The 25,349-nt window shown below is 39.4% G+C and carries 17 protein-coding genes; 12 read left to right on the plus strand and 5 right to left on the minus strand.

Annotation, left to right across the window (positions count from 1 at the left end; translation table 11 throughout):
- Nucleotides 1-28: 28 nt before the first annotated feature.
- Entirely contained in the window at nt 29-1,054 is a 1,026-nt protein-coding gene (locus D8Q48_RS00215) for a LacI family DNA-binding transcriptional regulator (protein ID WP_121055348.1), read from the minus strand.
- Nucleotides 1,055-1,322: 268 nt separating this feature from the next.
- Here D8Q48_RS00215 and D8Q48_RS00220 point away from each other — a divergent pair, with 268 nt between their 5' ends.
- From D8Q48_RS00220 to D8Q48_RS00265, 10 genes are all read left to right on the plus strand, one after another.
- Entirely contained in the window at nt 1,323-2,567 is a 1,245-nt protein-coding gene (locus D8Q48_RS00220) for an extracellular solute-binding protein (protein ID WP_172696929.1), read from the plus strand.
- Nucleotides 2,568-2,579: 12 nt separating this feature from the next.
- Complete coding sequence (locus D8Q48_RS00225; protein ID WP_121054957.1) at nt 2,580-3,959, plus strand: sugar ABC transporter permease; 1,380 nt, start codon at nt 2,580-2,582, stop codon at nt 3,957-3,959.
- A 2-nt stretch (nt 3,960-3,961) separates the two neighbouring features.
- Entirely contained in the window at nt 3,962-4,834 is an 873-nt protein-coding gene (locus D8Q48_RS00230) for an ABC transporter permease subunit (RefSeq protein WP_117557902.1), read from the plus strand.
- Between the two features lie 8 nt (nt 4,835-4,842).
- Nucleotides 4,843-6,780 carry a type I pullulanase gene (gene pulA, locus D8Q48_RS00235; RefSeq protein ID WP_121054959.1) on the plus strand — a complete coding sequence of 646 codons (1,938 nt, stop codon included), beginning with the start codon at nt 4,843-4,845 and terminating at the stop codon, nt 6,778-6,780.
- Nucleotides 6,781-6,800: 20 nt separating this feature from the next.
- The gene (locus D8Q48_RS00240) at nt 6,801-8,756 is read left to right on the plus strand and encodes an amylo-alpha-1,6-glucosidase (RefSeq protein WP_121054961.1); all 1,956 of its coding nucleotides are present in this window, start codon (nt 6,801-6,803) and stop codon (nt 8,754-8,756) included.
- Nucleotides 8,734-10,512 (plus strand): glycoside hydrolase family 13 protein, encoded by a 1,779-nt coding sequence (locus tag D8Q48_RS00245; RefSeq protein ID WP_330514104.1) that lies wholly within the window; start codon nt 8,734-8,736, stop codon nt 10,510-10,512. The genes D8Q48_RS00240 and D8Q48_RS00245 overlap by 23 nt, the downstream gene beginning before the upstream one ends.
- Before the next feature lie 72 nt (nt 10,513-10,584).
- Nucleotides 10,585-12,222: an alpha-glucosidase gene (locus tag D8Q48_RS00250; RefSeq protein WP_121054965.1), complete on the plus strand. Its 1,638-nt coding sequence runs from the start codon at nt 10,585-10,587 to the stop codon at nt 12,220-12,222.
- Between the two features lie 380 nt (nt 12,223-12,602).
- Nucleotides 12,603-14,180, plus strand: a complete 1,578-nt coding sequence (gene asnB, locus D8Q48_RS00255; protein ID WP_121054967.1) for an asparagine synthase B — start codon at nt 12,603-12,605, stop codon at nt 14,178-14,180.
- Between the two features lie 48 nt (nt 14,181-14,228).
- On the plus strand, nt 14,229-18,758 hold the full coding sequence (gene gltB / locus D8Q48_RS00260; RefSeq protein WP_121054969.1) for a glutamate synthase large subunit: 4,530 nt from the start codon (nt 14,229-14,231) through the stop codon (nt 18,756-18,758).
- 16 nt (nt 18,759-18,774) lie between these two features.
- The gene (locus D8Q48_RS00265) at nt 18,775-20,217 is read left to right on the plus strand and encodes a glutamate synthase subunit beta (protein WP_243116186.1); all 1,443 of its coding nucleotides are present in this window, start codon (nt 18,775-18,777) and stop codon (nt 20,215-20,217) included.
- Nucleotides 20,218-20,346: 129 nt separating this feature from the next.
- Here the strand turns inward: D8Q48_RS00265 and D8Q48_RS00270 are convergent, their stop codons facing one another.
- On the minus strand, nt 20,347-20,892 hold the full coding sequence (locus D8Q48_RS00270) for a Uma2 family endonuclease (protein WP_121054974.1): 546 nt from the start codon (nt 20,890-20,892) through the stop codon (nt 20,347-20,349).
- Nucleotides 20,893-21,372: 480 nt separating this feature from the next.
- Here D8Q48_RS00270 and D8Q48_RS00275 point away from each other — a divergent pair, with 480 nt between their 5' ends.
- Nucleotides 21,373-21,843 (plus strand): N-acetylmuramoyl-L-alanine amidase, encoded by a 471-nt coding sequence (locus D8Q48_RS00275; protein ID WP_121054976.1) that lies wholly within the window; start codon nt 21,373-21,375, stop codon nt 21,841-21,843.
- Nucleotides 21,844-21,959: 116 nt separating this feature from the next.
- On the opposite strand, the gene D8Q48_RS00280 is transcribed toward D8Q48_RS00275, so the two are convergent.
- Both D8Q48_RS00280 and D8Q48_RS00285 read right to left on the minus strand, forming a co-directional pair.
- Nucleotides 21,960-22,970 carry a GGGtGRT protein gene (locus tag D8Q48_RS00280; RefSeq protein WP_118688649.1) on the minus strand — a complete coding sequence of 337 codons (1,011 nt, stop codon included), beginning with the start codon at nt 22,968-22,970 and terminating at the stop codon, nt 21,960-21,962.
- 65 nt (nt 22,971-23,035) lie between these two features.
- A complete protein-coding gene (locus D8Q48_RS00285) occupies nt 23,036-23,728 on the minus strand; it encodes a hypothetical protein (RefSeq protein ID WP_117989330.1) in 693 nt (230 codons plus the stop codon).
- Between the two features lie 228 nt (nt 23,729-23,956).
- On the opposite strand from D8Q48_RS00285, the gene D8Q48_RS00290 reads away from it, so the two are divergent.
- A complete protein-coding gene (locus D8Q48_RS00290) occupies nt 23,957-24,283 on the plus strand; it encodes a cupin domain-containing protein (RefSeq protein WP_117989329.1) in 327 nt (108 codons plus the stop codon).
- Nucleotides 24,284-24,364: 81 nt separating this feature from the next.
- Here the strand turns inward: D8Q48_RS00290 and D8Q48_RS00295 are convergent, their stop codons facing one another.
- Nucleotides 24,365-25,240 (minus strand): hypothetical protein, encoded by an 876-nt coding sequence (locus tag D8Q48_RS00295; protein WP_121054978.1) that lies wholly within the window; start codon nt 25,238-25,240, stop codon nt 24,365-24,367.
- Nucleotides 25,241-25,349: the final 109 nt, after the last annotated feature.

The following is a 25,349-nucleotide window of genomic DNA, read 5'->3' on the forward strand; positions in this document are numbered from 1 at the left end:
GGGTTAGGAACAAGCAAAAGAGAGTTTCCTAACCCTTTTTGTATAAAAATGATGTCACAGGTACTTCCCCTGTAGATTTCCGTTCAATTAGCTGCGCATGCAATAAAAATGTGCTGATTGAAATGTTGTTAAGTAGACTTGATAGTGCAAAAAAACCGCTTTTTCCAAGTTCAAGCCGATCTTGTCTGATTGTAGTCAATGGAGGAGATGTATATGCTGCAATCGGAATATCATCAAATCCAATAATACTGATATCCTCAGGCACCTTGTATCCTAGTTGTTGACACTGGATAAGGGCTGCATTGGCAAGAGTGTCCTGGCTACAGATGATAGCAGTCATTCCTTTTTCCAGAAACCGTGGCAGGTGCTTTTCCATACATTCAGACAAATAATAAGAGCAGCCGGTAGAACTAGAGGTAGTGTTCAGTCCATGTTGGTGCATTGCACGTAGGAAAGCTGCATGTCGTATCTGAAGAATCTGAGATCCAAGAGAACCGCTGAGATAGGCAATCTTACGATGCCCAAGTCTGGCAAGATAAGAGACAGCAAGTTCCATTCCCTCATCATTATTAATACCTACATAAGCAGTAGAAGGATTCCCGATAATATAGTTATCGAAAAGCACGGCAGGAGTGTGGCTGACCTTAAAATCCTGAATCCATGGATCATTCAAGGAAAAGCCGATTGCAAAAGCACCTACGTAATCATGCTCCAACATAAAAACATCATAATGTTGGTTCCTTTGCATCTGAACATCAACAGGTACGATATCAACATCAAAACCGGCCGGTTCAGCCATCTGGCGGAAACCAAGCAGAATGTCATAGGCAAAATGATGAGGCTCTTCATACTGTATATTTTCTTTTTCTATTATAATACAGATTTTTTTTACAGGCTTCTTATAACGACGTAGTTTAGTATAACCGAGGGCTACAGCAGTTTCTAAAACTTGTTTCCGTAAAGTTTCGCTGATATCAGGTGCATCATTGAGTGCTTTGGATACAGTACTCTTGGAAATCTCCAATTTATCAGCAATGTCCTGGATTGTAGTCATAATATGTGATCCTTTCATAAAGTAGGAAAATAATTCTTCTTCTATTATATACAATAATATAGTAAAAAGCAATGAACTATAGGAAAAATAAAAGTTTAGATAAGTTTCGTAAACGAGAAAATAAAAAATAATGCACAAAAAACAAGGTGAAAAAATGTAAAAAATGACAAAAAATAAGTAGTAGATTGAAAAAGGATTGACGAAAAATTGAAAAAGACGTATATTGAGTTTAACGAAACAATACGAAACAAAAATGAAAGGAAGAAAGATGATGAAAAGAGGACTGGCAACATTTTTAACAGGAATCATGACTGTAACGCTAGTGGCAGCAGGACTGACCGGATGTGGGAGCAGTACGGCGGATAAAAGGTCAGAAAAAATCCGACTGATGGTATGGTCTCCATCAGAAGATCAGTCAAAAGACAGTGGCGAATGGCTTCAGACAATGTGTAATGCTTTTGCAAAAGAGCATCCGGAATGGGATATTACATTTGTCTATGGAGTAGCTGATGAAGCAACAGCAGCAGATCAGGTGGCACAGGATCCGGAAGCAAGCGCAGATGTATTTATGTATGCAAATGACAGGATTACATCACTTACAGATGCGGATGCAGTAGCAAAATTTGGTGGAAAATATAAAGAAGAGATTGAATCAACCAACTCGGAGGAACTTCTAGATTCGTTGAAGGTTGACGGAGAACTTTACGGGGTTCCGTTTACAACCAATACCTGGTATATGTTTTATGATAAGTCAGTGTTTTCAGAAGAAGATGTGAAAAATCTGGATACGATGCTGCAAAAAGGAACAGTATCCTTCCCATTTACTAATTCATGGTATCTTCCGGCGTTCTATCTGGGAAATGGATGCACCTTGTTTGGAGATGGAACAGACGAGTCAAAAGGAGTTGATTTTGCAGGAGAAAAGGCAGTGGATGCAACCAATTATGCAATTGATCTGGCAGCAAATCCAAATTTTAAAATTGATGCAGATGGATCAGGACTTGCAGGACTTCGTGATGGCAGTGTAAAGGCAATGTTTAGCGGATCGTGGGATGCAAACGCAATCAAAGAAGCACTTGGAGATAATATGGGAGTTTCATCGCTTCCGACTTATACAATTAACGGACAAGAGAAGCAGATGCTTGCATATGCCGGTTCAAAGGCAATCGGAGTTAATGCACATAGTGAATATATGGAACAGGCAGTTGCACTTGCTGTTTATCTGGGAGGAAGTGATGCACAGAGAGCACACTACGAGATGAGAACCGTGATTCCATGCAATACAGAACTTTTAAAAGAAAAAGACATTGCATCCGATCCACTTGTTCAGGCACAGAATGATACCTTTAACAATACATCCATACTTCAGCCATTCGTGGCATCCATGAGTAACTGTTGGACACCGGTTGAGAATATGGGAAAAGGAATTCGTAACAAGAGTGTAACACATGAAAATGCCGAAGAACAGACGGAAGCAATGAACGAAGCAATGAACAGCAATGGAATCAATTAAGAGGTAAGCGGAATGAGTATATTTAAGAAAAAAATCAATGAATTTCCAACGCCATATACCTGCAAAAATGCAGTGAAAAAAGGTGGATTAGAGACGAAGCTTTCCATGGTCCTGATGGGATTTGGAAACATTGTACATGGTCAGATTATCAAAGGTCTTTTGTATCTGGCAATTGAAATTGCCTACATCGTCTTTATGGCAGTAAATGGAATTGGGTTTATAGGCGGTCTTCGGACACTTGGAACCGTGCAGCAGCAAGAGGTGTGGGATGAAGCAAAGCAAATTTATCTTTACACAAAAGGAGATCAGTCCGTTTTGATTCTACTTTATGGGGTGACGACAATCCTGCTGACGATTCTTATGATTTTGGTATGGAGAGGAGCCCTGAAAAGTGCATATAAAGCAGCGTGTCTTCAGAAAGCAGGAATGCATGTGAATACATTTGCAGAAGATTTGAAGTCTTTTCTGCATGAGAATTTGTACCGTTTATTTATGACACCACCGACAACATTCATCTTTGTATTTACGGTACTTCCGTTGGTATTCATGATTTGTATGGCATTTACTAATTACAGCCGTATCGGAAACCATCTGATGCTGTTTGACTGGGTAGGACTTGATAACTTCAAGACATTATTTGATTCAGGAAGTATTCTTGGAAGTACCTTCTGGTCGGTTCTTGGATGGACAATTATCTGGGCATTTTTTGCAACTTTCAGCAATTATATTTTTGGAATGATCCTTTCCCTTCTGATCAACAGAAAGGGAACAAGAGCAAAAGGATTCTGGAGATTCTGTTTTGTTCTTTCCTGTGCAGTGCCGATGTTTGTATCCCTTTTGATCATGCGTACTATGTTACAGCCGGAAGGGGCAATCAACGTACTCCTTAGAAATGTAGGACTGATTGCAAGTGATGCAAGCCTTCCATTTTTTACAGATGCGACATGGGCCAGAGTGACTGTTATTATCATCAATATCTGGGTAGGTGTGCCGTATACTCTGCTTCAGCTGACCGGAGTGCTTCAGAACATTCCAGAAGAACTTTATGAAGCTGCAAAAGTAGATGGTGCAAATGCATTTCAGACATTTACCAAGATTACACTGCCGTACATGCTGTATGTGACAACACCATATTTGATTGTGACCTTTACAGGAAATGTCAATAACTTCAATGTCATTTATCTTCTTTCAGGAGGAGATCCGGTAACAAACCTTTCTTCAACTGCAGGCAAGACAGACCTTCTGGTTACATGGCTCTATAAACTGACAATTGATAAACAGTACTATAACATTGGTGCGGTAATCGGAATTATGACCTTTATCATTCTGGCAATTGGTGCACTTTTCACATACCGTAACAGTAAATCCTATAAAGAAGAAGGAGGATTTTAATCATGGCAGGAAAGAAATTACAATCTGCAAAAAAGAAGAAAATGATCAACAATACGATCGTACATATTGTTCTTGCGGTGTTGGCAATTATCTGGCTTTTCCCAATTGCATGGGTAATCCTGACGAGCTTCCGTGCGGAAAAAGGCTCTTACGTATCAACCTTCTTCCCGAAAGCATTTACGCTTGATAATTATATAAAACTATTTACTGATACATCCATTTTAAATTTCCCGCAGATGTTTATGAACACATTGTTTATTGCAATTTGTTCCTGCATTTTATCAGCATTTTATGTGCTGGCAGTTTCCTACTGTTTGTCCAGACTGAAATTTAAAATGAGAAAACCATATATGAACATGGCAATGATTTTAGGATTGTTCCCGGGATTTATGTCCATGATCGCTGTGTACTTTATTTTAAAGGCGATGGGACTTACAGAAGGAAACCTGATTAAACTGGCTCTGATCTTATGTTATTCCGGTGGTGCAGGACTGGGTTTCCAAATTGCAAAAGGATTCTTTGATACAATTCCGGTTGCAATTGATGAAGCTGCACTTTTGGATGGATGTACCAGATGGCAGATTTTCAGCAAGATCACACTGCCACTTAGTAAGCCGATTATTGTATATACAGTGCTGACATCTTTCATGGCTCCGTGGCTCGATTTCATTTTTGCAAAGGTAATCTGCAGGGCAAACTCAGACCAGTATACGATTGCAATTGGACTTTGGAAAATGTTGGAAAAAGAATATATTGACAGTTGGTACACCAGTTTTGCGGCTGGGGCAGTTCTGATTTCAATCCCAATCGCAATTCTCTTCTTGTTCATGCAGAGATACTATGTAGATGGCGTATCAGGTGCAGTGAAAGGATAAGGAAGACGATGAAAGATAAAATAGAATTAAAAAAATATTACTCTACAAAAGAATTTCTTGAAAATTATATTTATGAGGGAAATAATCTTGGCGTAGAATGTACAGAAGAAGGAACGACATTCCGTCTGTGGTCACCACAGGCGGAATGCATTAGTTTAAACCTGTATCAGACAGGAGATGGAGGAAATGCATACGAGCAGATTCCGATGAAAAAAGAAGAAAAGGGTGTGTGGAGTTGGGAGAGTAAAGAAGAACTTCACGGCGTTTATTATGATTATCTGATTACACGCAATGGCGAAGAAGTCCGATCAGCAGACCCATATGCAAAGGCATGCGGAGTTAACGGATTGCGCAGCATGGCAGTGAATCTGAAAAAGACCAATCCAAAAGGATGGGAAAAAGATCAGACACCAGAAGAAGGACCGGAGAGAATCGTCTATGAACTTCATGTAAAAGAATTTTCCTGGGATAAGGCGGGTGGTTTTCCAGAAGAATATCGTGGGAAATACAAAGCATTTACGTGCAGACATACGACTTTGAATGAGGATGGGATTCATCCTACTGGTCTGGATTATTTAAAAGAACTCGGGGTGACACACATTCAGATCATGCCGATGTATGACTATGGTTCTGTAAATGAAGCAGGGGAAGATACAGAATTCAATTGGGGGTACGATCCAGTCAATTACAATGTGCCGGAAGGCTCCTATGCGACAGATGCCAGACATGGTGAAGTTAGAATTCGGGAAATGAAGGAAATGATTCAGGCAATCCACGAAGCCGGGTTTGGTGTAATCATGGATGTTGTCTACAATCATACTTATTCGCTGGATTCCTGGTTTCAGAGAACTGTACCTTGGTATTTTTACCGGGTATTTCCGGATGGGAAGATCTCCGATGGTTCCGCATGTGGAAATGATGTTGCAAGCGAAAGAGAGATGTGTGCGAAATATATTCTGGAATCAGTGCTTTACTGGACAGAGGAATATCATATTGACGGATTCCGTTTTGATCTGATGGGACTTCTGGATGTGGAGTTAATGAATCGGATCCGAAGCGAACTGGATCAGCGATACGGAAAAGGAAAGAAGATTATTTACGGAGAACCTTGGACAGCAGAACAGACAGCTGTAGAAGGTGGTAAAAAACTGGCAACAAAAGAGAATATTGGGCTTCTGGATGAAAATATCGGAGCGTTCTGTGACAGTACCCGAGATGGAATCAAAGGCTCTGCGCTACGTACAAAGGAAGCCGGGTTTATAAACGGTGCAGAAGAAAAAGAAGATGAAATACTTGCAAGTGTGGCAGCATGGTGCACAAATCCTTATCATGCGGAAGGATTTGAGAATGTCAAAGCACCTTCACAGATCGTAACCTACGTATCAGCACATGATAACCATACCTTGTGGGATAAATTAAAAGAGACAGTCGTAGAGGAAAAAGAATGTATGAGGCTGAATAAAATGGCTGCAGCAGTCTATATGACTTGTCAGGGAACACTATTTTTCTTATCAGGAGAAGAATTTGCCCGTACAAAAGATGGACAGGATAATACCTTTAAGGCACCGATCACTCTAAACCGTCTCGACTGGGAAAAGGCATGGGAAAACAAGGAACTGGTTCATTATTATCAGGGGCTGATTGCACTTCGCAAACAGCTTTCTGGGCTTTGTGACAAATCAAAAGACAGTTATAAACGAATTACAGATATGTGGAAAGAAAAAGACGTAGTAGGATTTACTGTGCTCAATGATAAAAAAGCAAGATGGAGTCAGGTAAAGATAATTTATAATGCAAGAAAAAGTAGTTATAAAGTAAAATTTTTGAATGATGGCTGGGAAATCTTAAGCGATGCGGATGACAGCTGGTGCTGGGAAAAAGGAATTTGTGTAGACAGACAGATAGAAGCCGCACCGCAGAGCGTGTTGATACTTGGACGTAAATAATGATTAAGGAGGAGTGGTGCATGAAATGGATTTATGGAAGACAAGATTGGAAAACGTTGGAGAGAGGACTTGAAAATTGCTATTTACTAACCAATGGTCTGGGAGGTTTTTCTTCGCTTACGATGACCGGAGCTGTGGCAAGAAATGATCATTCGGTATTCATGGCATGTACGAAAGCTCCAAATCACAGAGTAAATATGGTTCATCGTATAAAAGAAGAACTGGGTATTGGGGAAACAAAGTATGTTCTTTCAACTCAGGAATTTGCGGATGGAACAAAAGAAGAAGGATATCGCTATTTTACGGAATTTTCTTTTGAAACTCTTCCTGTATGGAATTATCTAATAAGTGGAGTGGAAATGGAAAAAGAGATTGCGATGGCACAGGGCAGCAATCAGATCGCAGTGAATTATCATCTGAAAAACCGAGGTCAGAAAGAGGCCGTTCTCTGTGTAACTCCGTTTTTTCAATTTGAACCGAAAGGGGAAGATTTGAAAGAAGATAAGATATTTTCAAGACAAGAGCAAAAGATTACCGATGGAAAGTATGATCTTTTCTTTGAAACAAATGGGAAAGTAGAGGGCTTTCAGGAAAAGAAAGAAACGTATTTTTATCGCTATGATGAATGTGACGGAAGACGGGAAAATGGAACCGCAAGCGCAGTGTATCAGATTAAAAAACGGATAAAGCCAGGAGAAGAGACAGATTTGACAGTAATTTATTCGCTGGAAAGTCGGATTGGTATGGACGCAAAAAAATTATTTGATATAATTAAGGAAGAACAGATCCATCATCAAGAGAAGCTTATAAAGACTTCAGGTTTGAAAAATAAACTGGCACAGACACTGGTATGTAGTGCAGACAAGTTCCTGTCGAACAGAGAGTCTACGGATGGATTGACCATTCTTGCCGGTTTTCCTTTTTTTGAGGATTGGGGAAGAGATACAATGATTGCACTTCCGGGAATCTGCATCTCCACAGGAAGATTTGAAAGTGCAAAATCAATTTTGCGGACATTTGCATTTTATGAAAAGGATGGATTGATGCCAAATCTGTTTCCGGAGGGGGAGAATGAGCCACTTTATAATACTGTAGATGCGGCACTATTATTTATCAACTGCGTGTGGTTATATTATGAAAAAACTCAGGACATCAAATTTGTAGAGGAAATGTATCCGGTAATGCAAAGAATTATTTCCGGTTATGAGAGAGGAACAAATTTCAATATCCATATGGAAGAAGATGGTCTTATCAGTGCCGGAGCGGGGCTGGATCAGGTAACATGGATGGATGTACGTGTGGGAGAAATCCTTCCGACACCAAGACATGGGAAACCGGTGGAGATCAATGCTTACTGGTATAATGCACTTTGTATCATGCAAAAGTTTTCCGAAGTTTTGAAGAAAAATGAAGAGCAGAAATATGGAGAACTCGCACAGAAAGTGAAAGAATCTTTTGCACGAGAATTCTGGATGGAGGAAAAACACTGCCTGAAGGATGTAATCTCAGAAACAAAGGCAGATACACAAATTCGCTGTAATCAGATATGGGCGGTGTCTATGCCATTTACAATGCTGGACGAAGAAAAAGAAAGACGGATTGTAGATACGGTATTTGAAAAGCTATATACGCCGTATGGACTTCGAACATTAGATCCAAAAGACGAGGAATTTCATGCAAGCTACGGCGGAGAGATGATAAAAAGAGATCTTGCTTATCATCAGGGAACTGTCTGGACTTTTCCGATGGGTGGATATTATCTCGCATATCTAAAAGTAAATAAAGATTCAAGAGAAGCAAAAGAGGTTGTGGCAAAGCAGCTGGAAGTGTTGGAAAGTGCAATGCGTGAAGGATGTATTGGCCAGCTCCCTGAAATTTATGATGGAGAGATTCCGGTTTCTTCAAAAGGATGTTTTGCACAGGCATGGAGTGTGGGAGAAATTCTGCGCGTTTATGAAAAATTGGAGGAAGAATAAGATGGAATTTACCGGTGTATATCATAAAACATCAGAGCAGATGAGTTATCCTCTGGATGAGGACAGGCTGATCGTAAATATTAAGACAGGATATGATGTAAAACAGGTGTTTATCCATTACGGAGATCCTTATGAGGCCGGGATTCTGGGTGGAAATGAAAAATGGACAGGAAAAAGAGAGGAAATTATTTATAAAAAACGTCTGCCTTATCAAATCTGGTGGACAACAACGCTTCTTCCTGCATATAAAAGATGTAAATATTATTTTGAACTTAGGACAGAAAAGGAAGTCTGGTATTATTTTGAAGACGGTTTCCTGACAGAAGAACAGCTTCAGATGGATGGCCGTATGCAGCAGTGTTTTATTGTACCATGGATGAATCCTGCAGATATAAACCGTACACCTGCATGGGTGAATGATACGATCTGGTATCAGATTTTCCCGGACAGGTTCTGCAATGGGACACCGGAAAAGAATGGAAATGATATCACACCGTGGAGAAATCACGGAACAGTGACAAATCAGGAAAAATTCGGAGGGAATCTGGAGGGAATCCGTCAGAGACTACAGTATCTTCAGGAGCTGGGGATTACCGGAATTTATCTGAATCCGATCATGGAAGCTGAATCTAACCACAAATATGATACTACAGATTATACAAAGATTGATCCGGCTTTCGGCAATGAAGAAATGATGAAAGCACTTTGCAGGGAAGCACACGAAAAAGGAATCCGTATTATGGTTGACGCAGTATTTAACCACTGCGGAAGAAAATTTGCGCCGTGGGTAGATGTACTGGAGAATGGGAAAGATTCCCGTTATGCGGACTGGTTTATGATAGAAGACTGGGAACAGATTGGAAAAAGAGCAGACACCAGAGACAAGCGCTTTTACTCTTTCGCATTTGCAGATACGATGCCAAAATTAAATACGAATAACGAAGAAGTAATTGAGTATTTTTGTAAGGTCTGCGAGGAATGGATTCAAAAATTTGATATAGACGGAATCCGTTTTGATGTAGGAAATGAAGTATCACATCGGTTCTTAAAGCGGATGCGAGATCATTTAAAAATGATAAAACCGGACATTTATCTGTTGGGAGAAATCTGGCACGATGCAAGCCAGTGGCTGCAAGGAGATGAATATGATTCCGTTATGAATTACCCGCTGCTCAGTGGAATCCATGACTTTTTTCTAGATAAAACGATGAAAAAAGAGGGGTTTGAATATATGGTAAATCGTTGCTATACTATGTATATGCAGCAGAATAACGATGTACTCTTCAATCTGCTGGATTCCCACGATACGGAGAGACTTATGAACCGTTTTCATAATCTCGATAAATTCTATCAGCAGCTTGCAATTCTCTTCACACTTCCGGGAAGTCCTTGCATTTACTACGGAACAGAGATTGCGATGGAAGGTGCACATGACCCGGATTGTAGAAGATGTATGCCATGGAGTGAGATCGAAAGCAAAGAGAATCAGGAAAAAATTGCAATGATGCGGAAACTAATCATGCTTAGAAGAAACGAGAAAATGTGCAGAAGCCCGCATTTCCATTTTCCAGATACGTACAAAAATGATCGATGTGTAGAATATATAAAATTAGATGAAGAAGGTAATAAAATTGAGGTTCTATTAAATGCATCGGAGGAAGAAATAAAAGTAAAAGGGAATGGAAAAATTCTTTTTGCCCGAGAATTTGATGGAGAGATACTTGGTGTGAACGGAACACTCATTCGTAGAATTTAGAGAGAATATAAAGAAAGGAGAGGATATCCCGGTAGAACCAGATAATCTGCCGGTGAGATATCGAAATTGAGTATGGAAAATAAGAATAAATGGTGGAAAAATGCAGTTGTATATCAGATTTATCCGAAAAGCTTTCAAGATTCGGACGGAGATGGAATCGGTGATATTCCAGGAATTATCAGCAGACTGGATTATTTGAAAAAACTTGGAATAGATGCAATCTGGCTCTCACCGGTGTATCGTTCTCCACAGGATGACAATGGATATGATATTTCAGATTATCAGGATATTGAGCCGATGTTCGGAACAATGGAAGATATGGAACAGTTATTTGTGGAGGCAAAGAAACGCGGAATCCGAATTATGATGGATCTTGTATTGAATCATACTTCTGATGAACACAGATGGTTTTTGGAAGCAAAGAAAAGCAAAGACAATCCGTATCATGATTATTATGTGTGGCGTGACGGAGAAGAAGACGTTTATCCAAACGATATGAATTCTGTATTCGGCGGACCGGCATGGGAGTGGGTTCCGGAACTGGGACAGTATTATTTTCATCAATTTTCAGTGAAACAGCCGGATCTGAACTGGGAGAATCCGAAAGTGAGAAGAGAACTCTATGATATGATTCTCTGGTGGATGGAAAAAGGGGCAGGCGGATTTCGTCTGGATGTAATTGATCAGATTGCAAAAGAGCCAGATCTTAAGATCACAAATAACGGACCAAAGTTGCATGAATTTCTGCGTGAATTAAGCAGGGAAACATTTCAGAAGGGCGACATGATCACTGTAGGAGAAGCCTGGGGAGCAACACCGGAAATTGCAAAGAAATATAGTAATCCGGATGGAAGTGAATTTTCCATGGTTTTTCAGTTTGAGCACATTATGCTTGATCAGGAAGAAGGAAAGGAAAAATGGGACACGATTCCATTGAATCTGGTAAAGCTGAAAAAATGCCTTGCAAAGTGGCAGAATACTTTATATCAGACAGGATGGAACAGTCTGTTTATGAATAACCATGATCTTCCTAGAATCGTGTCGCGCTGGGGAAATGACGGAAAATACAGAAAAGAGTCGGCAAAAATGCTGGCGACAATGCTTCATGGAATGCAGGGAACTCCTTACATTTATCAGGGAGAAGAGCTAGGAATGACGAATGTGCAGTTTGACAGCATTGAAGAATATGAAGATATTGAGACATTGAATATGTACAAAGAGCGTCTGAAAAAAGGATATCAGCCAGAAGAAATCCTGCATTCTATTTACGCAAGAAGTCGTGATAATGCCCGTACTCCGATGCAGTGGAGCAGTGAGAAGAACGGAGGCTTCACAACAGGAGAACCATGGTTTGCGGTGAATCCAAATTATATCAGGATCAATGTTAAAGAGGCACTGGAAGATGAAAATTCGGTATTTTACTATTATCAGAAGCTGATTCGTTTAAGAAAAGAAAATCCAGTATTTGTGGACGGAAAATTTGACCTTCTTCTGCCGGAAGATGAGAAGATTTTTGCCTATACGAGAACAGATGAACATACAAAGATACTGGTATGTACAAACTTTACGGATGAGGAAGTTAGCTGCCCATTGCTTGATGAGTGGAAAGACGGGGAAGTCTGGATCCAGAATTATGAGGACGGCAGAGAAGGAAATATATTGCGTCCTTATGAAGCGGTGATAATTGGAACTGCTACAAATATTGTGTAAGCAGGATGTTTTCCATCTGACGGAGTAATTGAGGAGTATAACAGAGATATCAGTTATCTGTAAGAGGAGGAAGTTTGAAGATGCAGATGATTGTATCAAAATATTTATATGTTAATTTTTAAAATTAATTATTGACAAATAAAAATAAAAGGATTATATTACAAATCATAAAAAAGCAAAGGCGCTTTGAGCTAAATGGCTCAAGGCGTCTTTTTTTATTACATAGAAAATTTTGTTTCCTATGTAATAAAAAGCCTCCGGCAGGATGCACACTGCGTCGTACAATGTAGATGTCGCAAGCGACCGCCGCAGGTGCCGGAATGTGCAAAGCACATTCTTTATTATAATCAACAGAACGAGAAAGAAATGGTGAAAACGATATGTGCTCAATAACAGGATATAAGGGTGAATCTCTTACAGAAGAACAGATTAAAGAACATTTTGATAAAACTATTTCACGTGGACCTGATATGCAAAGGATTGAAAAAGTTGGGGATGTGACTCTGGGTTTTGAAAGATTGGCAATTATGGGGCTTACAGAGGAAGGTATGCAGCCATTCTCTTGTAAGAATAACAAGGTAGTCTGCAATGGTGAAATTTATGGTTTTAGAAAGATAAAGAAAGAATTAGAAAAAGAATACGAATTTAAAAGTGATTCAGATTGCGAGATATTACTTCCGTTGTATGAAAAATACGGTGTCGAAATGTTTAGAAAGCTTGATGCTGAGTTTGCTTGTATCATCTATGATGCAGAAACAAAAAATCTGATAGCAGCAAGAGACCCTATCGGAATCAGACCACTTTTCTATGGATATCCAAAAGAGGGAGAAATCATTTTTGCCAGTGAAGCAAAAAATTTAGTAGGTATAGTAGATAAAATTTATCCATTCCCTCCGGGACATTATTATAAGGATGGCGAGTTCATTTCATATAGAGATATGACGGAGGTAAAGGAAGTAAGTAAAGATGATCTGGAAACTGCATGTCACAAAATTAAAGAAAAATTAATCACAGGCATAGAGAAGAGACTGGATGCTGATGCACCGCTTGGCTTCTTGTTAAGTGGAGGCCTTGACAGCTCTTTGGTATGTGCGGTGTCAGCAAAATTATTGAAAAAACCAATAAAGACATATGCGATTGGTATGAGTACGGATGCAATTGATTTAAAATATGCCAAAGAAGTAGCGGACTATATCGGAAGTGAACATACGGAAATCATTATTACAAAGGAAGAAGTATTAGGAGCTTTGAAAGAAGTAATATCAGTATTAGGAACCTATGATATTACCACAATTCGTGCAAGCATCGGAATGTATCTGATCTGCAAAGCAATTCATAATACGACAGATGTCAGAGTGCTTTTAACAGGAGAGATTTCAGACGAATTATTTGGATATAAATATACAGATTTTGCACCAGATGCAAAGAGCTTTCAGGAAGAGTCAGCAAAACGTATAAGAGAGCTTTATATGTATGATGTTTTGAGAGCAGACAGATGTATATCATCAAACTCAATGGAGGCCAGAGTACCATTTGGTGATTTGGATTTTGTAGAGTATGTAATGAGTATTGATCCGGAAATGAAAATGAATAAGTACAATAAAGGAAAATATTTGCTTAGACATGCATTTGAGGGAGATTACCTTCCGGAATCCATACTTATGAGAGAGAAGGCTGCATTTTCTGATGCAGTAGGACATTCAATGGTTGATTATCTCAAAGAGTATGCACAGGAAAAATACAGTGACGAAGAATACAATGAGAAGATTAAGAAATATTCTTTTGCAAAGCCTTTCACAAAAGAATCTCTTTTATACAGAGAAATTTTTGAAGAGTATTATCCGGGACAGGCCGAAATGGTTGTAGATTTCTGGATGCCGAATAAAGCGTGGGAGGGCTGTAATGTGGATGACCCATCTGCCAGAGTTTTATCAAATTATGGCGAGAGTGGTTTATAGTACGATTAAATGAGTGAAAAAAAGTGGAAATGAAAGAGGAACAATAGTATGAATCAAAGAAGCTTATATGACCCATCGTTTGAACATGATAATTGCGGTATTGGTACCGTTGTAAATATAAAAGGAGTGCAGAGTCACTCAATTGTAGATGATGCTTTAAAAATTGTAGAAAATTTAGAGCACAGAGCAGGTAAAGACGGAGAGGGAAAGACGGGTGACGGAGTAGGAATCCTCACCCAGATTCCTCATAAATTCTTTAAAAAAGTATTATCTGATTCGAATATAACGATTGGTGGAGCAAGAGAATATGCAGTAGGTATGTTCTTTTTCCCACAGAATGAGTTAAAAAGAAGTCAGGCTATGAAAATGTTTGAAATAATTGTAGAAAAAGAAGGACAGCAGTTTCTGGGATGGAGAAAGGTTCCTACCAGAGAAACTGTACTAGGACAGAAGGCTTTGGAAAGCTGTCCGGCAATCTATCAGGCATTTATCAAAAGACCACAAGGTATGGAGAATGATCAGGACTTTGACAGAAAACTATATGTTATCAGACGTGTTTTTGAACAGAGTAACGATAATACATATGTGCCATCATTGTCTTGCAGAACGATTGTTTACAAGGGAATGTTTTTGGTTGGTCAGCTTAGAACATTTTTCCTTGATTTGTTAGATGCAGATTATGAGTCAGCGATAGCGATGGTACATTCAAGATTTTCTACAAATACGAATCCAAGCTGGCTTCGTGCACATCCAAATCGTCTGGTAGTACATAACGGGGAAATAAATACGATCAAGAGTAATGTTGATAAGATGCTGGCAAGAGAAGAAACGATTCATACAAGTTGCTTCACAGATGAAGAGCTGACAAAGGTATTGCCTGTTATATCAACATCCGGATCCGATTCAGCGATGCTTGATAATGCACTGGAATTTATGATTATGGGTGGAATGGATCCGGCACTTGCAGCAATGATTTTAATTCCGGAGCCATGGGAACACAACGATACAATTACACAGAAGGAAAGAGATTTCTACCAATATTATGCAACAATGATGGAGCCTTGGGATGGACCTGCTTCGATCCTTTTTTCTGATGGTGATGTTATGGGAGCAATCCTTGACAGAAATGGTCTGCGTCCTTCACGTTACTATGTAATGGATGATGACAGACTTATTCTTTCATCAGAGGTCGGTGTTCTTCCTTTAGATGAAAAACACATTTTAAGAAAAGAACGTCTTCACCCGGGAAAAATGCTGCTTGTAGATACAAGAGAGGGAAGAATTGTTTCGGATGCAGAGCTTAAGGATAAGTATGCAGGAAGAGAGCCTTATGGTGAATGGCTGGATTCGAATCTTTGCAAGTTGAAGGATTTAAAAATTCCGAATGAAAAAGTACCTTCCTATACAAAGGAAGAATTGGTAAGACTGCAAAAAGCATTTGGTTATAGCTATGAAGATTATAAGGATGAGATAAAGGCTATGGCTACAAATGGTGCAGAGCATGTAGGTGCGATGGGAATTGATACACCGATTGCAGTACTCTCAAAACATTATCAGCCATTATTTTACTATTTCAAACAATTGTTTGCTCAGGTTACAAACCCTCCTATTGATGCTGCCAGAGAAAAAATCGTGACAGCTACTACAGTATATATTGGAAAAAATGGAGAACTTTTATCAGAAAAACCTTCTAACTGTAAGGTGTTAAAGGTAAAGAATCCGATTTTGTCTGATCTTGATTTATTAAAGATTTCAAAACTCAACCAGGATGGACTTAAAGTAGAGAAGGTTTCTACACTTTTCTATAAGAGTACTCCATTGGACAGAGCGCTTGATCATCTGTTTGTTGAAGTGGACAGAATGTATCGTGATGGAGCTACTGTGCTCATTTTGTCAGACAGAGGAGTAGATGAAAATCATGTAGCTATCCCTTCACTGTTAGCTGTGGCTGCAGTTCATAATCATTTGGTTCAGACAAAAAAATGTATGGCTATGTCACTTATAATTGAGACTGCAGAGCCTTGTCTCGTGCATCATTTTGCTACACTTTTAGGATATGGAGCATGCGCGATTAATCCATATCTGGCTCATGCGTCTATAAAAGAACAGATAGAGGACGGTCTCTTAGAAAAAGACTATTATGCAGCAGTTTCGGATTATGATAATGCAATTTTGCAGGGTATAGTAAAAATTGCCTCTAAGATGGGAATTTCTACATTGCAGTCATATCAGGGCAGCAGAATTTTTGAAGCTTTAGGTATAGATAAGAGTGTGATAGATAAATATTTCGCAGGAACAGTTTCAAGAATCGGCGGAATTACATTGGATGATATTGCACAGAATACAGACAAACAACATTCACAGGCATTTGATCCATTAGGTCTGGCTACAGATATGTCTATTGATTCTTTAGGAAGACATAAAATGCGCTCTCAGGGAGAGAGCCATAGATATAATCCTGCAACAATTCATATGCTGCAGATGGCTACAAGAGAGGGCGACTATGAAAAATTTAAAGAATATACCAAAATGGTAGACGGAGAGCAGACAGGATATATCAGAAGTCTTATGGAATTTGCTTACCCTGAAAAGGGAGTGGCATTAGAGGAAGTTGAAAGCGTTGATGAGATCGTAAAGAGATTTAAAACAGGTGCGATGTCATATGGCTCAATTTCTGAGGAAGCACATGAAGCATTAGCTATTGCGATGAATCATTTACATGGTAAATCAAACAGTGGTGAAGGTGGAGAGAGCGATGAAAGACTGGAAAGTGCTGGAAGTAAAGAAGACAGAAGCTCGGCTATCAAGCAGGTAGCAAGTGGAAGATTTGGTGTTACAAGCCGATACTTAAGCAGTGCAAGAGAAATTCAGATTAAGATGGCTCAGGGTGCTAAACCAGGAGAAGGTGGACATTTGCCTGGTAAGAAGGTATATCCATGGATCGCAAAAACAAGACATTCAACACCGGGAGTAAGCCTTATTTCACCACCGCCACATCACGATATTTATTCGATCGAAGATTTGGCACAATTGATCTATGATTTGAAAAATGCCAATGATGCGGCCAGAATTTCTGTGAAACTGGTATCTGAAACAGGAGTGGGAACAATCGCAGCCGGTGTAGCAAAGGCCGGAGCAGGCGTTATTCTTATCTCAGGTTATGATGGAGGAACAGGAGCTGCTCCTATAAGTTCAATCCATAATGCAGGATTGCCTTGGGAGCTCGGATTGGCAGAAACACACCAGACGCTTATCCAGAACGGACTTCGAAACAGAGTTGTAGTGGAAACAGATGGAAAGCTTATGAGCGGAAGAGATGTAGCAATTGCTGCAATTTTGGGAGCTGAGGAATACGGCTTTGCAACAGCACCATTGGTAACATTAGGCTGCGTAATGATGAGAGTATGTAATCTTGATACATGTCCAATGGGTGTGGCTACACAGAATCCTGAGCTAAGAAAACGATTCATGGGAAAACCTGAATATGTAGAGAACTTTATGCGTTTTATCGCACAGGAACTCCGTGAATATATGGCAAAATTAGGTGTAAAGAGTGTAGATGAGCTGGTCGGAAGAACAGATTTACTGAGAAAAAGAACGGATCTTAGCGGAGTGGAGGCTAAAATTGATGTTAGCGCCATTCTTGGAGATTCCGATGCGGTTTCAGCAGATTTCCACGATAAGAGCTATTATGATTTCAAGCTGGATGAGAAGAAAGATAAACTTCTGATGACAAAGAACCGCAAATTCATGGATGCAGTAATAAAGGGAGAACCGACCGTTGTAGGTGTAGATGTAATAAATACAGACAGAGCATTTGGTACTCTTATCGGTTCTGAAATTACAAGACATCATCACGATGGTCTTAAAGCAGATACAATTACTGTAAACTGTAAAGGATCTGGAGGTCAGAGCTTCGGTGCATTTATCCCGGCAGGACTGACACTTAATCTGGTGGGAGACAGCAATGACTATTTTGGAAAAGGTCTCTCTGGAGGAAAACTTATAGTAAAAACTCCGGCTGATGCAGCATATAATCCTCAGGAAAATATTATTGTTGGAAATGTAGCTCTTTATGGAGCAACATCCGGTGAAGCTTACGTAGGTGGAATGGCAGGAGAAAGATTCTGTGTACGTAACTCAGGTGCCAAAACAGTAGTAGAAGGCGTAGGAGAACATGGTTGTGAATATATGACCGGTGGTGTCGCAGTGATCATTGGACCTACAGGAAAGAATTTTGCAGCAGGTATGAGCGGTGGAATCGCATATGTGTTGGATGAAAATAATTCGCTTTATAGAAACCTGAACAAAGAGATGGTTCTGATGGAAAGCATAGAGCATAAGTCTGACAGAGAAGAACTCAAAAAGCTTCTTGAAAATCATGCTAAATACACAGGTTCTGCAAAAGCAAAATTGATTTTAGATAACTTTGACGAATATCTTCCAAAATTTAAAAAAATCATTCCTTCCGATTACAAAAAAATCGTTCAGTACACAGAAGATTTTATCGAGCACGGAATGAGCATCAAAGAAGCACAGATAGAAGCTTTTTATAAAAGTCAGAAAGAAAATGCATAAGGAGGTGGAGACGATTATGGGAGAGACAGTTAGCGTAGAATTAAGAATACAGAATTTTGAAGAATTTCATAAGGGTCTTCCACAGGAAGAACAGATATGCGAAGCTAAAAGATGTATGTCATGCGGGATACCTTTTTGTCAGGCAGGAACAATGATAGCACAAATGGCATCAGGATGCCCACTCCACAATTTGGTTCCAGAGACAAATGATCTGGTTAGTATGGGAAATCTTGAGCAGGCATATTATAGACTTAGCAAGACACATTGTTTTCCGGAATTTACATCAAGAGTGTGTCCTGCACTTTGTGAGGCGGCATGTACACAGGGCATATATGAACAGCCTGTTGCTACAAAAAGTAACGAGAGAGCGATTATAGATTATGCTTTCGAAAATGGACTGGTAGAAGAAAAGGAACCAGAGGTAAGAACTGGAAAGAAAATTGCGATAGTAGGCAGCGGACCTGCCGGACTGACAGCCGCACTGCTTTTAAATAGAAGAGGACATAGTGTCACAGTATACGAGAGAAAAGATCGTGTAGGTGGATTGCTTCGATATGGAATTCCGAATATGAAGCTTGATAAGAGAAGCATAGACAGACGTGTGCAGCTTATGGAGAATGCAGGAATAGAATTTAAATGCGGTGTAAATGTGGGTAAAGATATAAAAGGAAAGGATTTGGTAAAAGCCTATGACAGAGTTATACTCTGTTGTGGGGCATCCAATCCAAGAGATATCAATGCACCTGGAAGAGATGCGAAAGGCATTTATTTTGCAGTTGATTTCTTGTCAGAAGTAAGCAAAAAATTAATGGATAATGACTACGATGATGAAAAGGTAATAAAAGCAAAAGACTTTTCATTTGGCTGTTTAAAAGGGAAAAATGTTGTCGTGATCGGTGGCGGAGATACAGGAAATGACTGTGTCGGAACTGCTATAAGATTGGGTGCAAAAAATGTTACTCAGCTTGAGATGATGCCGGCGGCACCACTTAAAAGAGCAGAAAATAATCCATGGCCAGAGTGGCCGAAAGTCCTTAAGACTGATTATGGACAGGAGGAAGCAATTTATAAATTCGGAAAAGATCCTAGAATTTTCAAAACAACGGTTACAGAATTTTTGAAAAATGCAAAAGGCGAGCTTTGTGCAGTAAAGACGGTAGAACTTGAGAATTTCAAGCCGGTCAAAGGAACCGAACATGAATTAAAGGCAGATATAGTTTTAATTGCAGCAGGATTTCTGGGAAGTCAGGAGTATGTGACATCAGATTTTGGTGTTGATCTGACCAATAGAACCAATGTAGCGACAAAACCCGGAGAATATGAAAGTAGCAAGAAAAACATATTTACAGCAGGCGATATGCATAGAGGACAGTCTTTAGTTGTATGGGCTATAGCAGAGGGAAGAGCTGTAGCAAAGGCTGTGGATGAGTCATTGATGGGATATACAAATATTTCATAAAAAGCTCTATATAAAGTAAAAAGAGTGATATATCAGAAAGAAGCGACTATGCTTTCCGGTTAAACTGGAGGCATAGTCGCTTTTCTATATATTGGTAACTGTTCTCTATTGGTGTGGGAGCAGTTTTTGTTATTTCAGCAAATCTGAAATGCAGATATTCAAATCATCATAGATGCCAACAGTAATCTCATCATTAAAAGAATATTGATGGAAGTCTTCCTGGTCACCGAAAAAGTAAGTCTGAATCGTCTGTGTCATTGGATTCACAATCCAATATTCACGAACACCAGCTGTGCGGTATTTGAATAACTTGGTTAAATAATCCATTCGTTGGCTACTAGGTGATACAATTTCAATGATGAAATCAGGAGCACCATTGCATCCTTTGTCATTTAGCTTATCAGGATCGCAGATAACGGAGATATCCGGTTCTACATAGTTTCGGTCGTCCTGATTGAGGAAAACGGCAAAGGGAGCGGGCAAAACCTCGCAAGATACTTTGCGGGATTTGATATAATCTCGGATTGTTGCGGAAAGTTCCATTACAAGTCTCTGATGAAGATAGCTTGGTGGTGCCATATTATAAATTTGACCATCTATCAGCTCTGCACGCTGTCCAGCGGGAAGTGCGTAGATGTCTTCAATAGTGTAAATATCCTTTTTTAATAATGGCATATAATCACATCCCTTCTTTGATAGTATAAAGCATATGCCTGATTTTAATTAATGCTATAAGTGAGACTTATTTTATTTAAAGCTTCGAAATCAATGCTTCTTGAAGAACCTGCGAAAAGTTAAGCCCCAATGCATCAACAGCTATTTCATAAGCCTGTTGCATGTCGTCTCCCTCAGTGAAAGATTCTGGAAAATCTGGAAATGTAATCCAGAAACCGCCATCTTCTTTAGAAGTTTAAGCATTTCATTTGATGTTAAAGGCATCTTTTGTATCACCTTTCCTTATCATAACTATATTATAACACGTACTAACACGTGTGTCGATGAAATACACGTGCAAACACGTGCTTTGTATTCTCCCTATGTCATGTCCTGCTTTTAATAGGAAATTATCATGATTTTTTCATAAATACAAGAAAAACTTCACGAAACATGAAAATATTTTCAATTATTAATGAACGTACAGAAGAATAGAGAATAATGGATTTTCTGGAAAATGGGTTTGCCCATTATTATGTAGCACATGATGGTATATTGCAGGCAGAAGATGATATTAATCACGCATGGCATTGTGGAGATACCAACGGAAACAATAATTATCTGTCAATCGAAGTCTGTCAGAGCATGGGCGATATCGATATTTTCAAGAGCAAAGAAGAGAAAGCATTACAGTTAGCAGCGCAGAAATGTAAGCAGTACGGCATCGAACAAAACCAGAACACAATTCGATTACATCAAGAAATGTATGCAACATCATGTCCGCATAGATCTGTCGAGATTCATGGTGGAGCTTCTGGATGTAACTGGAATGATCCCAAAATGGTCAGGATGGTTACGCAGGATGCCTTGGTGTTCCAATGGATAGATTCCAGTTGTTCTAATAAGAAATCCCCGGTAGAAATACCGGGGGATATAAATTGTTACTGTCTTAATAAAAAGAGAGAAACTTAATGTTTCTCTCCCTTTTTAAATCTACAATTATCGACAAATAATCGACAAATGAAGTAAATTTTATTGATTTTTACCAGTTCTTGTAAGTTTGAGAACTGGCTATTTTACGCGAGTTCTTAGAACTTGCCAGCTTTAGCAGCTTCTTCTACGGAAACTGCAACTGCAACAGTCATACCAACCATTGGGTTGTTACCAGCACCGATCAGACCCATCATCTCAACGTGAGCAGGAACTGAAGAAGAACCAGCGAACTGTGCATCAGAGTGCATACGTCCTAATGTATCTGTCATACCATAAGAAGCAGGACCAGCAGCCATGTTATCTGGGTGAAGTGTACGTCCTGTACCACCACCTGAAGCTACTGAGAAATATTTCTTGCCCTGTTCGATACATTCTTTTTTATATGTACCTGCAACTGGATGCTGGAAACGTGTTGGGTTTGTAGAGTTACCTGTGATAGAAACGTCTACACCTTCTTTGTGCATGATAGCAACACCTTCACGTACATCGTTAGCACCATAGCAGTTTACTTTAGAACGAAGTCCGTCAGAGTAAGCGATTCTCTGAACTTCTTTCAGTTCTCCTGTGTAGTAATCATATTCTGTCTGTACATATGTGAATCCATTGATTCTTGAAATGATCTTTGCAGCATCTTTTCCAAGACCGTTCAGGATAACACGAAGAGGTTTTTTACGAACTTTGTTAGCTTTCTCAGCGATACCGATAGCACCCTCAGCAGCTGCGAATGATTCGTGACCTGCAAGGAATGCGAAACAATCTGTATCTTCTTCCAGAAGCATCTTTCCAAGGTTACCATGTCCAAGACCTACTTTACGCTGGTCAGCAACAGAACCTGGGATACAGAATGCCTGAAGTCCTTCACCGATAGCAGCAGCAGCCTCAGCAGCTGTTCTACATTCTTTTTTAATTGCGATTGCTGCACCTACGATGTATGCCCAGCAAGCGTTTTCGAAACAGATTGGCTGAATACCTTTGATCTGATTGTAAACATCAAGACCGGCATCCTTTGTAATCTTTTCTGCTTCTTCGATAGAAGCAATGCCATAGCTGTTCAGTACTGCATTGATTTTATCAATTCTTCTCTCATATGATTCAAATAAAGCCATTTAATTGTCCTCCTGATTTATTTAACGCTTATTTTCCATAAAACGGACAAGTCCGTTCGTTGTGATTATTCTTTACGTGGGTCGATGATCTTAACAGCGTCAGCAACACGTCCGTACTGTCCTTTTGCTTTCTCCCAAGCTTCGTTTGGAGTATCTCCAGCTTTAACGAAGTCTGTGAATTTTCCAAGGCTTACGAACTGGTATCCAATGATCTCATCGTTCTCATCAAGAGCGATACCTGTTACATATCCTTCTGCCATCTCCAGGTAACGAGGACCTTTTGCGAGTGTTCCGTACATTGTTCCTACCTGAGAACGAAGTCCTTTACCAAGGTCTTCCAGTCCAGCTCCGATAGCAAGTCCGTCTTCAGAGAATGCACTCTGTGTTCTTCCGTATACAATCTGTAAGAACAGCTCTCTCATAGCTGTGTTGATTGCATCACATACAAGGTCTGTATTCAATGCTTCAAGAATTGTTTTACCTGGAAGAATTTCAGATGCCATAGCAGCAGAATGAGTCATTCCTGAACATCCAATTGTCTCTACCAATGCTTCCTGAATGATTCCGTCTTTTACATTAAGAGTAAGTTTACAAGCACCCTGCTGTGGAGCACACCAGCCTACACCGTGTGTAAAACCAGAGATATCTTTCACTTCTTTTGCCTGTACCCATTTAGCCTCTTCCGGGATTGGAGCTGGTCCGTGATTTGCACCCTGAGCAACCGGACACATCAGTTCAACTTCTTTAGAATAAATCATGTTAAAACTCCTTTCAAATATGTATGATTTGTCTCGCGTATAATGTTTGATAATTAATTAACATCACACTTACTTTATTTTCTCATAAAATATAGATTTCGTCAATTGTCACTTTCGACAACTTTCGAGTACTTTCAATATAAAAATACGATATAAATGTGATTGAACATTTTTGAACAGCGTTTTATAATAAATAAAAATAATTAAAATTGAAAGGGAGCAGATATTATGACAACAGAGCGTATTGAAAACATGTGTGGTGGAGAGGGGCATGTAATTGTAAAAAGAATTCTTGATGCAAAGGAACTGAATGGCAAGTGCGGATTATATGCACAGGTAACTATCGAGCCGGGATGTTCTCTTGGATACCACGAACACCACAACGAAAGTGAAACATATTACATCATTTCAGGAGAAGGAGAATATGATGACAACGGAACAAAACGCATGGTAAAAGCAGGCGATAAGACATTTACACCAGATAATTGCGGACATGGTTTAAAGAATACAGGAACAGATGATCTTGTATTTATGGCTTTGATTATTTTAGACTAAGCCGGGGAGACCAAACGGGGACGGAGTTAAGTGGCTTTTTCACGTGTGAAAAAGCCACTTAACTCCGTCCCCGTTTGGTCTCTATCTCCGATACTTACGGATTATACAGGAAACAACGCCTGCCACGCAAAGACCGAATAATTGGTTATGAAGAGAACCGAAAACTGCCAGGGCACCTTTGATTCCTTTTAAAATCTCGATGCATGCAGGTAATATTTCTATATTTTCAGGGATAAAATCACCGAATAAAAATGCCGCATAGGAACAAATGTAAAGTATGATAAATGAATTCCGTCCGCGTCCTACATCTTCCCAATGAACTCCATATTCATCTCGTATACGTTCTTTTGTCATAGACCTGAAAAGTGCAATGATTTCGCAAAAAATTACAATTGCAGCTACAGCGGCATATGCAAGAAAAGTTGGCGAGAAAGCTTGTGATTCAAGTGAATTTTCAAGGTCGCCATATGGAGCACTTCCTACATAAAAGTTGTAAGCTAAAATGGCAATGATTATAAGGATAAGCAGTATAGTCAGATTTCGGATAAATGTTTTTGAAACCTTATAAAGTGCGTTGCCACCTTTTTGAAGTGGTGCTGCAAGTCGTGTGGGTCCACTTTTGCGTCTTCTGGATTTCGGAAAGTCATAGTCGTCATCGTCATCATAATCCATATCATCATCGTAACGATTGGAAGGCTGCTGGGCATAACGAATAGCTTGTGCCTTCTCTTCCTCGCGTGAAATATTAGTTGGAATACTTAAATCAACAGATTTATTGCTGCTTTTAGAAGAAGCATTTCCTTTTTTCTTTCTTTTTGTCTTCTTTGTATTTTTCTGAGAGGTATTCTCTAATTTTGTTGTATCAAAATCAATGGATGGTCGTAATGTTGAATCATCATCATATGTAACTTCAAAATTATCGTCGAACCAGGATGAGTCATTTTTTGAAGAAGCCATGAAAAATAAAAACCCCTTTCTTTAAAATATGATAATTATAAAAAATAATCAATGTAGTATATCCTATAATGTTTTTTTTGCGAAGACAAGTAAAAAAATGTAAAATTCA

This window comes from Ruminococcus sp. B05 (genome assembly GCF_003628495.1).
In the GTDB taxonomy this organism is placed as follows: domain Bacteria; phylum Bacillota; class Clostridia; order Lachnospirales; family Lachnospiraceae; genus Schaedlerella; species Schaedlerella hominis.